Annotated in this window: 11 protein-coding genes; 4 read left to right on the top strand and 7 right to left on the bottom strand. The window is 46.3% G+C overall.

Annotation, left to right across the window (positions count from 1 at the left end):
- Positions 1-1034 (bottom strand): DUF1007 family protein (locus Q0257_RS12550; RefSeq protein WP_298025290.1); only part of this gene is annotated, 1034 nt, incomplete at its 3' end.
- Positions 1035-1037: 3 nt separating this feature from the next.
- Positions 1038-1964: a zinc ABC transporter substrate-binding protein gene (locus tag Q0257_RS12545; protein ID WP_298025287.1), complete on the bottom strand. Its 927-nt coding sequence runs from the start codon at positions 1962-1964 to the stop codon at positions 1038-1040.
- 113 nt (positions 1965-2077) lie between these two features.
- Between Q0257_RS12545 and Q0257_RS12540 the strand changes: the two genes are divergently transcribed.
- Complete coding sequence (locus tag Q0257_RS12540; protein ID WP_298025285.1) at positions 2078-2431, top strand: HTH domain-containing protein; 354 nt, start codon at positions 2078-2080, stop codon at positions 2429-2431.
- Between the two features lie 135 nt (positions 2432-2566).
- The gene (locus Q0257_RS12535) at positions 2567-3007 is read left to right on the top strand and encodes a hypothetical protein (RefSeq protein ID WP_005873131.1); all 441 of its coding nucleotides are present in this window, start codon (positions 2567-2569) and stop codon (positions 3005-3007) included.
- An 863-nt stretch (positions 3008-3870) separates the two neighbouring features.
- Here the strand turns inward: Q0257_RS12535 and Q0257_RS12530 are convergent.
- The 4 genes from Q0257_RS12530 to rpmB all read right to left on the bottom strand — a co-directional run bounded on the left by Q0257_RS12530 (position 3871) and on the right by rpmB (position 6873).
- Positions 3871-4101, bottom strand: coding sequence for a YdcH family protein (locus tag Q0257_RS12530; RefSeq protein ID WP_177387402.1), 231 nt, complete (start codon positions 4099-4101; stop codon positions 3871-3873).
- A gap of 245 nt (positions 4102-4346) precedes the next feature.
- Positions 4347-5540, bottom strand: a complete 1194-nt coding sequence (argJ, locus tag Q0257_RS12525; RefSeq protein ID WP_298025283.1) for a bifunctional glutamate N-acetyltransferase/amino-acid acetyltransferase ArgJ — start codon at positions 5538-5540, stop codon at positions 4347-4349.
- Positions 5533-6663 (bottom strand): potassium channel protein, encoded by a 1131-nt coding sequence (locus Q0257_RS12520; protein WP_297960908.1) that lies wholly within the window; start codon positions 6661-6663, stop codon positions 5533-5535. The genes argJ and Q0257_RS12520 overlap by 8 nt, the downstream gene beginning before the upstream one ends.
- Before the next feature lie 18 nt (positions 6664-6681).
- Positions 6682-6873, bottom strand: a complete 192-nt coding sequence (gene rpmB / locus Q0257_RS12515) for a 50S ribosomal protein L28 (protein ID WP_040304421.1) — start codon at positions 6871-6873, stop codon at positions 6682-6684.
- A gap of 144 nt (positions 6874-7017) precedes the next feature.
- Between rpmB and rpe the strand changes: the two genes are divergently transcribed.
- Complete coding sequence (gene rpe / locus Q0257_RS12510) at positions 7018-7659, top strand: ribulose-phosphate 3-epimerase (protein WP_298025280.1); 642 nt, start codon at positions 7018-7020, stop codon at positions 7657-7659.
- A 21-nt stretch (positions 7660-7680) separates the two neighbouring features.
- Positions 7681-8487, top strand: a complete 807-nt coding sequence (locus Q0257_RS12505; RefSeq protein WP_298025278.1) for a 3'-5' exonuclease — start codon at positions 7681-7683, stop codon at positions 8485-8487.
- Between the two features lie 785 nt (positions 8488-9272).
- Here Q0257_RS12505 and Q0257_RS12500 read toward each other — a convergent pair.
- A complete protein-coding gene (locus Q0257_RS12500) occupies positions 9273-9464 on the bottom strand; it encodes a hypothetical protein (protein ID WP_298025274.1) in 192 nt (63 codons plus the stop codon).
- Between the last annotated feature and the right edge of the window lie 644 nt (positions 9465-10108).

Here is a 10108-nt window from a genome sequence, read left to right as displayed (position 1 = left end):
TTGCTCGCGCTATTTTGCGCTAAATTTAAAGAACTCTCCTCGGGCGGCGTCGCTAAATTTTGCGTAGAATGCGCGGAATTTAAAGAGTTATCTCGGATCGCAGCAAAATTTTCGCCCGCGCCTTTATCTGCAGGCGCCGTAGAATTTGCGGGGCCACCTTTTGCCTGCGCATCCTTTTTAGCGGCTTTATTAATCTGCGCGAGAGCATCCGAAGCGGCGATATTTTTTTGCGCCTCTACTGCAGCCTCCGAAACGATATCACCAACCGATCTTTGGTTTGATCTGCGCGCCGAGCTGGCATTAGGTTTTCCTTGCCCGCCTTGCGCAAGTTTATCCTCTGAGCCCGCAAGGCTCTGCTCGCTAGATGTAAGTTCGCTCTGCGTTAAATCGGAGTTCGGCGCGCCTGAAATTGGCGGCTTTTTATCTGCGATCTTTGGTTTTTCGCCGCTAAATTCTATAAAAGTGGTGGCTAAATTTGAATTAGGCTTCGCTACAAAGCCCTCGCCTAGATTAATGGGCTTGTCGTCAAGCATTTTGAAATTGAAAAATCCCTGATCGTCGTTAATGGAAATTTTAAGAACGCGGCCGTTTCGCAGCTCGAAGCCGACCTTTTGATCGAACTCAAACACGAGTCTGCCCTTTTTGACGAGGCTTATTGCGTTTTTAAAATTTCCCTTGATCTGCGTGCCTACGAGGTTGCTAAGCGCAGGCTTTGCGTTTTTTGGCGCTTGATCGTAGAATTCCGCCTCGCAAAGATAGTTTTTGGGGGTTAGATAATCGGTCATCGCCTTAGTTATCTCGGCAAGCTCGCTATTTTCAAGCTTGCCGTTGGAATTTATATCGTAGGTCTGCATTATGACGTCGGTAAAATTTTGAGAGAAAAGCCACGAAAAATGCAGACTCACGATCTTGCCGTCTTGTGCGACGGGAGTGATGCTAACGTGCGCAGTGGGCGTGTATAGGGCGCACAGAGCGCACGCAAATATCCGCGAGCTAAAGATCGCGGATAAAAGTAAAATTTTAATAAATTTCATCAACTACAAATTTTCTCCGAAAACGTCGATCGTCTTTTTCATCGTCTCGTACCAATCTAGCGGCAGCTGATCGATCTCCATCACCTTTGCGCCTGTTTGTGCGGCGATAGTTTGCGCTGCCTTTTTGGAAAACTGCGGTGCGACGAAAATCACCTTGATCTTTTCCTCTTTGGCTTCCTCGATTAGCTCGGCTAAATCCGCAGGCTTAGGCTCTTTGCCCTCCACTTCGACTGCGATCTGCTCCAAATCGTATCGGTGCGCGAAATAGCCCCAAGACGGATGATAAACCATAAATTTCTTTCCCTTGACGCCCGCTAATTTCTGCTTTGCGTAAGCGTCTAGCTCATCAAGCTTTTTAGCAAATTTATCGAAATTTGCTTCATAAATTTTAGCATCCTTAGGATACTGTTTGGTTAACGCGTCTTTAATATTTTTAGCTTGAATTTTTACAAGCTGCGGATCGAGCCAGATATGTGGGTCTAAGCCGTCGTGATGATGATGGTGCTCGTGCGCCTCGTGGTCTTTGTCACCATGCTCATGGTGCGCGTCATGATCGTGATCATCGTGATGCGCGCTATGATCATGTTCGTCGTGATGGTGATGCTCTGCCATAGCCATTTTAGTGATGCCATCTTCTGTGCGGATTATCTTCATCTTCGGATACGATGCGGCAAGCTTTGGTAGCCAGACTTCATCAAATTCTATACCGACTGCAAAATACAGATCGCTATTTTCTAGCATTTTCATCTCCGAAGGCTTAGGCTCGTATGTGTGCGGATCGGCGCCTTTGCCGACCATCGTATTTACCTGCAAAGTATCACCTGCGATCTGTTCAACAAAATACTTCGTAGGAAGTATGGTCGTGGTGACCGTAGGTTTGGCGAATACTACGCAACTAGCTGCTAAAAGCGTGAAAACAAGCTTTTTCATAAAATTCCTTTCTAAAAAAATTGCGGAAGTATATCAAAAGCAACTTAGTTGCAACTTAATATAAATTTATCTAAATTTCGCTATCATCGCTTAAATTTTAAAAAAGGCGTAAAATGGATCCCAAAGATTTTTTAGCGAGTCACGATATCGCTCCTACAGCGCTTAGAGTGCAGATCGTGCAGATCCTAAGCGAGAAAAAATGCCCGGTAAGCTATGATGAACTAGTAGAACTAACGGGTGCTAATAAAACTACAATATATCGCAATATAGCGCTTTTGGAAGAAAAAAATTTGATAATTACCAGCGAAAATAATCATAAAAGCTTTTATGAGCTCACCGACGGCGCCAAAGCGTATTTTGTCTGCGAAAGCTGCCATAAAATGGAGGAGATTTCGATGCCAGCTTTGTCACAAAAAAATGTCAAAAGTGTGCTCGTGCGAGGATTGTGCGAGAAGTGCGGCGGCTGAGGCGGGAAATTTAATAAAAAGCGCTCAAAGAAACTTAGCTAAAACGCTAGGGCAAAATTTAACCAATTTTTAACGGATTTTTATAAAACAAACGATATAATCCGAGCGTTTCATATTTTAAAAGGGAAAAATTCAGTGAATAAAAACGATACGATAAAAGCAATAGAGAAGTTTGTAAGTTCTCAAGAAATGACGATGTTTCGCCTGAAAAAGGGTATCTACGGCGATGCGATGAAAAACCTGGATCAGGTTTTTACGCCGTATAAGGAGTTTGCCGAGTTTTTCAAAAATCCCGCAAATAGGTTGCAGGAGCTGTTAGGCAACATCGCGTACGAATCGATTTTAAACTACACTGAAGCAGGGCTATCGCACTGCGAGAAGATCCACTCGATCTATTTTGTGGAATCCAAAGGATTTTTCAAAAGCGGGCTAAAGTATATCGAGCCTGATGCGACCGCGAGAGAAAGAGCCAAGAGCTATTACGACAAATTGCTGGAAAATAATGAGAAGCTTAACGAATATATCGATATCGGCTTGCAAAGGCTACATGGCTTAGAAGCGAAGGTTTTCGAGTAGGCTAGGCTAGTTTTGGAATTTGATTTGCGTGGCGAAATTCTATCGCAAATTCTTGGCGCTTAAAATTCTATGATTAAATTTCACACCTTTTACAGATCTCACTTATACTATTTAATTCCGCGTTAGCGCCGCTTTTAATTGCACATATGGTAATAGGGCGGCTTGAGCAATTCCGTGGCGGTAGGCATTATCCGATACGATCAAAGAAATAATCTAAATTTTTAAAGCTCAACGAAGCGGGTTAAAATAAGCAAGCTTAGCTAAATTCTTTGAAGAGATTAAAGTAGGCTCTAGCATAAACTAGCGCTTGGTCGGAGTCTGCGAATTTGAAATTTCGCGGTTAGCGCGAACGGGAATTTAAAATTCTAGCGCCACTTTAGATTTCTGCGAAATGCGGAATTTTAAAAGTAGGTATTGCGCCTGAAACAAGCAAAACGCAAGATTTGAAATTTACTAGAAAATGCTCGCTGCAAAGTAAAATTTAAGAGCCAGGCTGCAAGGCGATGCGGCGTAAATTTTAATTTACTCTGTAGCGCAAAACGCATTCAGCAAGAGATATTTTTGGAAGCGGAAAGGGCGATAGAGAGCCGTAACGAATTATATTTGATTGCGCTAATACCGCATTGTTGGTATATGCAGTGATGTAGCGATACGTAAAAATTATTTAGTGGTGTCAATATGGTGAAGCGTGCGGTATAAATTTTAACTCGTTTTGGCGCGCTGTTTTAATATCTCTATCACGCGCGGCAAATTTAAGCGGCTAAACTTATTACGATTAAAAAATTCTAAACGCGGATTAAAGCTTAGCGGCGAAATCAGCCTTGCTAGCACTCTGCTGCATCTTAATTTCGCCGTAAGCAACTTTATTTATCTGCCTTTTCGGCTTTATATTGCGCTAGCAGGGTGCCTAGCTCATCTTTTATGCGAAGCTTTTCTTTCTTCATCGCATCGATCTCCAGATCGCTCATATGCACTCTGCCGGCTTGTGCGTCGGCGATCTTGTGATCCAGCTCGTCGTGCTTCTCGAAAAGCGAATCAAATCGCGCGTTTTTGCCTTTTAACTCAGTGATTAAATCTCTGTATTCATGAAACATGCCTACTCCTTTGAAAAATTTATTTAAGTATATCAATAAAGCGCTTAAAACCTAATTTCAGCTATCAAATTTAGACTGAATTTCACGCATGAGATTCCAAATTTCAAGAGATGAAATTTTAGTTTTTAAAAATTTAAAATAGGCAAATTTAAATGATAAAATTTTAAGAGCAGAGCTTTAAAGCCCTGCTGCTATTCGCTATTTTCGAGACGAGATTTTTAGGTTATGAAGCGAGCTGTGAATCTTTATGATCTATAATCGGCGTTGATTTTTACGTAGTCGTAGCTAAGATCGCAGCCGTACGCGCTAAACTCGCCCTCTCCGAGCCCTAAATCGCACCAGATCGTAAAGCTTTTTTGCTGCATTACGGCGTGAGCCGCGGCCTCGCGCGCGGCGTCCAGTTCGCGATTTTGCGCGTCATAAAGTAGCACGTCGTCGTATTTGATACGCAGCTTTTCTTCGTCGCATTCGATACCGCAGGCGCCTATGGTCGAGGCTATGCGACCCCAATTCGGGTCTTCGCCGAAGATCGCCGTTTTAACAAGCGGCGAATTGCTTAGCGCTTTTGCCGCCGTGCGGGCATCATCGGCATTTGCGGCACCGCTTAGCCTAAATCGCACCAGCTTGGTTGCGCCTTCGCCGTCTTTTACCAGCATTAGCGCAAGCTCGCGCGTCAGGGCGTTTAGCGCGGACGCGAAGGCGTACTTTTCGTAGGCGCATTTAGCGCTGCTGCAGAGCATAATCGTATCGTTGGTGGAGGTGTCGCCGTCGACGCTTACTGTGTTGAAGCTCTGCTCCGCCGCCTTTTTTAGCAGCTCGTCCATATCCGCGCGCGGGATTTTTGCGTCGGTTAGGATGAAGCAGAGCATGGTTGCAAGCGCAGGATTGATCATACCCGCGCCCTTGCAAACGGCTGCGATGTGAAATTTCTCGCCGTTTTCTAAAGAAATTTCATATGCAAGCTCCTTTTTTATCGTATCTGTCGTCATAATGGCGGTGGCTAGGGCATCTGAGTTTCGCGCCGAGAAGTTAAAATTTTGCGCGGCGGCGATAATTTTTTCCTTTTTGAGGCGGTATCCGATGACGCCGGTCGAGCTCATAACGGGGTTTATCAGAGCGGTCTTTTTGCCAAGCTCGCTAAAAATTTCATCGATATCGGCGATGCCTTGCTTCCCGGTCATAGAGTTTGCGTTTTTAGAATTTACGAGGATAAAATTTGTTTTAAGCTCCCCGCCCGCGCGCTCTTGCGCCATTTTGAAATGCCTAATCGGCGCAGCTTGAAATTTATTGCTCGTAAAGATCGCGCTTACGGCAAAGGGCTCATCGGCGCGGATAAATCCTAGATCGTTATCCTGTTTTTTAAAGCCCGAATTCACGCCGTCAAAATAAAAGCCCTCGACATTCTGCAAGCCGCCCTCGAGCTTAGTAATTTTAAACATATCTCATCTCCTGCGGCTTGTATTTGCTACGGATGAGTTTTTTGGTGTTGCGGATACCCTCTGCCGTGCCAATGACTAAAAATTTCACTCCCGTACCGATGAGATAGTCGCCATCTGGCATCGGGATAAAGCGGCTGTTGGGCTCTTTGATTCCCACGACGTCGGCGTTTGTAAAATCACGCAAGCGAGTTTCTTTTAGGCGCTTGAAGCGGATCCACGAAAAATCGGGCACCGTGATCTCCTCGATATCGATAAGCGAGTCTTTTTTATACAAGAATCGCTCCAAAATGTTTTCCATATCAGGGCGCACGCTGATCGCAGAGAGCCTTTGTGCGGCGAGTTTGGATGGTGAGACGATAGAATTTGCGCCGAGTTTTTTTAGCCTCTGCGTGTCGCTGTCATCATCGCTATTTGCCATGATGAAGTAGGGGGTGATGCGACCAAGCTCCTTTTCGTATAGGCGCACCAGCGAGATTATTGCGATATTATCGGCTAAATTTGGACTTAGCGTGATGACAGATTTCGCAGATGACAGATGCGCTTTTAGCATTGTAGTTTCTACGTGCGGCTCGCCTACGATGAAATATGGATAGCGGTTTTCTTCGGCAATTTTAGCTAGAGCGGGATCGGGGTCGATCACGACAAAAGGCAGATGATTTTCGCGAAACTGCTTGGCAAGCTCGGCGCAGTAGATGTTGTTGTAACAGATAATGTAGTGGTTTTTGAGCCTTGCGATGTTATTGATCATTCGTTGCTCCCTAAGTAAATTTTGAAGTTTGCCGTTTTTTATGACCTCGACGACGACGCCCAGGCAAAATGAAAAGGTTCCAAAGCCCATGAGGATGAATAAGACGGTAAAAATTCTACCCGCGGGCGATATCGGCGCTACTTCGGTAAAGCCTACCGTCGTGAAGGTCATACCCGCCTGATAAAAGGCGTCCACGAGCGAAAAGCCCGCTATAAAGACATAGCCTAATGTGCCGATTAGCATCATCAGCACAATGGTTATAAGCGGTAAGCGAAAAGGACGTAGCTGGTCGTAAATTTCTGTGTAGAGGTTGATGTCCGGCTTAGTCGAGCCGGACCAGTCGAGGAATCGCTTGATCTTGTCCAAAACAGACATAAATTCCTCTTTAAGAGGTTATTTTGATTGTTTTTTCATAGTTCGTAGAGTTGAGGCGGCGACTTTGATTCGTCTGGTTGAGCCGTCTTCTAGCTGAACGCGGATGGTGCGTAGATTGACCTGGAATTTCTTTTTGGTTCTGTTATTTGCGTGGCTGACGTTGTTTCCTACCATCGCACCTTTGCCGGTGATTGCGCATCTTCTTGCCATAATAAATCCTTGATGATTAAAATAAATGGCGATTATAGCGAAAAAATTTCAAATTATGCTTAAAATTCGCTCCGGTTCAAATTTAGCGAAATTTATGACAAAACTAAGTAAAATTCCGCATCTTGAAATTTTAAAGGAATCTTAATGTATGTCGCACCCAGCATTTTATCGGCAGATTTCGGAAGGCTTGCGGAGGAAATTCGCGCAGTCTGCGAAGCGGGCGCCGATCTCATTCACGTCGACGTGATGGACGGGCATTTCGTACCCAATCTCACGATCGGACCGCTCGTAGCAAGCGCCGCGGCAAAGGCAAGCAGCAAGCCTTTAGACATCCATCTGATGGTCAAAAACGTGCCGTTTTTCGCCGATCTTTTTTTGCCGCTAAAGCCGAAATTTCTTAGCTTCCACATCGAGGAGGAGACCCATCCGCTGCGCCTCATAGATCATATACGCCGTAGCGGCGTCTCGCCTGCTGTCGTGCTCAATCCGCACACCCCGCTTAGCGCGCTGGAGTTTATTTTGGGCGAGGTCGATATGGTGCTTTTAATGAGCGTTAATCCTGGCTTTGGAGGGCAGAAATTTATCCCCTCGGCGCTTGAGAAAATTAAGCAGCTGCGCGAGCTGATCGATCGCAAAGGCGCAAAATGCCTCATCGAGGTCGACGGCGGCGTAAACGGGCTGAATATCGCAGATATCGACGAAGCGGGCGCCGACGTCGTGGTAGCGGGCAACTACATATTTTCTTCAAACGACTACGCGGAGGCGATCCGTGCGCTTAAAATTTAGGCGCGGCACAGGGGTAAAATTTTGACGCATAGAATCGAAAATCTTATAAATTTACTGGCTCAAAAGAGCATAAATTATTACGATTTTATCTCAAAAGCAAGCGACATTGCCGAAATTACCGAGCTTTTCGAGCCCAAAGACCTCTCGATGTGGCGGGCGCTGGGCATAGAAATAATAAAGCTCGACAACGGCAAAATCACGCTCAAAACCCGTGAGACGGACATTTCGGATGAAATTTTTTGCTTCGTGGATATCGAGACGAACGGCGGGCTCTCAAACGGCCAGATCATCGAAATCGGCGCGATAAAAACGCGCGGCACGCAGGAGCTGGATCGCTTTGAAAGCTTCGTTTATGCGCCCGTCGTGCCCGAAAATATCACGGAGCTTACGGGGATCTGCGCGGACGATCTTGTAGGCGCGCCGCCGCTAGCTAGCGTGCTGGAGCGGTTTAGACTGTTTTTAGGCGATAGCGTTTTTGTGGCGCACAACGTCAAATTTGACTACGGCTTCATCGACGCGAGCCTGCAAAAATGCGGCTTCGGGATGCTTTTGAATCGCAAGCTCTGTACCGTCGAGCTCGCGCGCCGCACGATCGAGGCGCAAAGATACGGGCTCGGCTCGCTAAAAGAGCTTTTAGGCGTACAAAACGTCCACCACCGCGCATTTAGCGACGCCGTTTCCTGCTTTGAAATTTTCAAATTCGCGCTCTCGCGGCTGCCGTGGAGCGTGCAAAGCACCGAAGACCTGATACTTTTTAGCAAAACCGCAAAGAGCCTGGCGCTGCCTAAGTCGCAGATTTCGGAGCGCGGCGAGGGCGAAATTTTATAAACCCGCGCCGAATTAAGAGATGAAATTTTAGCGAAATTTCGCACCGCCGTTTGAGAGATAAAATTTGCGCTTTTAAGCGGCGGCGCTTTAATCTGCGCGGATTGCGGCAGCGGTAAATTCGATCCGAGCGATTTTGGGCGGCGCAAATCGGCGCGTATGGGCCTAGATTTTGAAATTTTACCCTTGCCGTAGTGATTGAATGCGCACAATCGCGGCGGCGCAAATTTAAAGCGCTACTGCGGCGAGATGTGATTGTGAGCGAACCGAAACGGCGCGAATTTAAGCAGGTGCAGTTTTAAATCGTATTGCGATCGCACCGAATTTAAGTGCAAATGCCCGCAGCGGCGCACTCCTCGTATGCCAGCCAGGCGGATCATGCGATTTTAATTTACTCGGGCGGATGCGGCAGCGAATGCTCGCGGAGCCTTTTTGCTTTCGCGGTTTTGATTTTTGCGGCGATAAATTTTGCGCCCGCCCGCGGTTTTACAACCTTGCTTCGGGCGAATTTTATGAGCGCTTGCAGTCGCGTGGACACGTCGGAAGCGTCGTGCGCTTTAAATTTTAAAATTTAGCCTAGACGCGCGAATTTGATGCTTTAAACTCTAAAATCAATAAATTTTGCCCGCGCCTGTGCGTCTTTTGCGTCCTAAAAGCGATAAATTTAGCGCGTCCGCACTGCCGCCGCAGATACGCTAGGCACGAGGGTTTTCTGCATTCGCCGCTTGGAATTTTGATATTTGATTTTAGCTTGACGACCTGGTCGGTACGTGCCCGTGCCGCAAATTTTAAAATAGAGCTTTATAAAATTTTTTGGCACCGACCGAAAATGAAATTTCATAAATTTTTATCGTAAAACACAGCGCGATCGGAGCAAATTTAAACGCAAGCCCACTCTTACCATAGCGGCGTACGGCGACCGCATATGCACTAAATTTAGCGATAAGCAAATCCGCGATCCCAATAATACAAATTTGCACAGACGCAGCTCGCCTCTCATCAAAGCGTCATCGGAAGGCTGACGGGCTTTGTGAGTGAGCGGAGTAATGCGCTGCCACCATCTTTGCAAGAAGCGCGATTTTACGATTGAGCGGTCTTTTCCGCCTCAAAAAGGGCATATTGCGGGCCAAAATTCGAAACGGAATTTCATAAGGCGGATCGCTGCTTTTAAATTTACGTTGCAAATTCCATAGCCTGCGAATACGGCGTTAAATTTTAAAATCCTGTCTGTTTTAGTCATGTCTTGTGGTATGCATTGCGAGGCTCCGCGGGCCGCTTGATTGGAAAATGAGTTTTAGATCGTGCCTTGCGTATATATCGCGCGTAGTAAAGTAAAATTTCACGCCGCCCGTCGCTACACCGCCTCCGTCTTTTTAAAACAGGCTAAATTTCAACAAAGCTTCGCTTCGGTTTTGTTCTAATGCAAATTTTATCTACTTACCGTGGTCTGTGGTTGATGAAATTTAGCCGCTCGCCGCGAGACGCGCGCGGTATTTACTTGCCGCGCATGCATGTCATGACCTGCCATCCCTTGCTGCGAGCCGCCGCTTTACCAACGTCCATCGTTGTGGCTCTCGCCTGCTTCTTCGCGTATATCTTTTATGCCTTGTAAGCTGCGCGTCAC

The organism is uncultured Campylobacter sp. (assembly GCF_938018035.1).
Lineage (GTDB): Bacteria > Campylobacterota > Campylobacteria > Campylobacterales > Campylobacteraceae > Campylobacter_B.
The sequence above is the reverse complement of the archived record's forward strand: the minus strand, read 5'-3'. Positions and strand labels throughout refer to the sequence as shown.

Coding starts and splice junctions, on each gene's coding strand:
- Q0257_RS12545 (WP_298025287.1), bottom strand. CDS start 1,964: ATGAAAAAGCTTGTTTTCACGCTTTTAGCAGCTAGTTGCGTAGTATTC.
- argJ (WP_298025283.1), bottom strand. CDS start 5,540: ATGTTTAAAATTACTAAGCTCGAGGGCGGCTTGCAGAATGTCGAGGGC.
- Q0257_RS12520 (WP_297960908.1), bottom strand. CDS start 6,663: ATGTCTGTTTTGGACAAGATCAAGCGATTCCTCGACTGGTCCGGCTCG.
- rpe (WP_298025280.1), top strand. CDS start 7,018: ATGTATGTCGCACCCAGCATTTTATCGGCAGATTTCGGAAGGCTTGCG.
- Q0257_RS12530 (WP_177387402.1), bottom strand. CDS start 4,101: ATGTTTCATGAATACAGAGATTTAATCACTGAGTTAAAAGGCAAAAAC.
- rpmB (WP_040304421.1), bottom strand. CDS start 6,873: ATGGCAAGAAGATGCGCAATCACCGGCAAAGGTGCGATGGTAGGAAAC.
- Q0257_RS12540 (WP_298025285.1), top strand. CDS start 2,078: ATGGATCCCAAAGATTTTTTAGCGAGTCACGATATCGCTCCTACAGCG.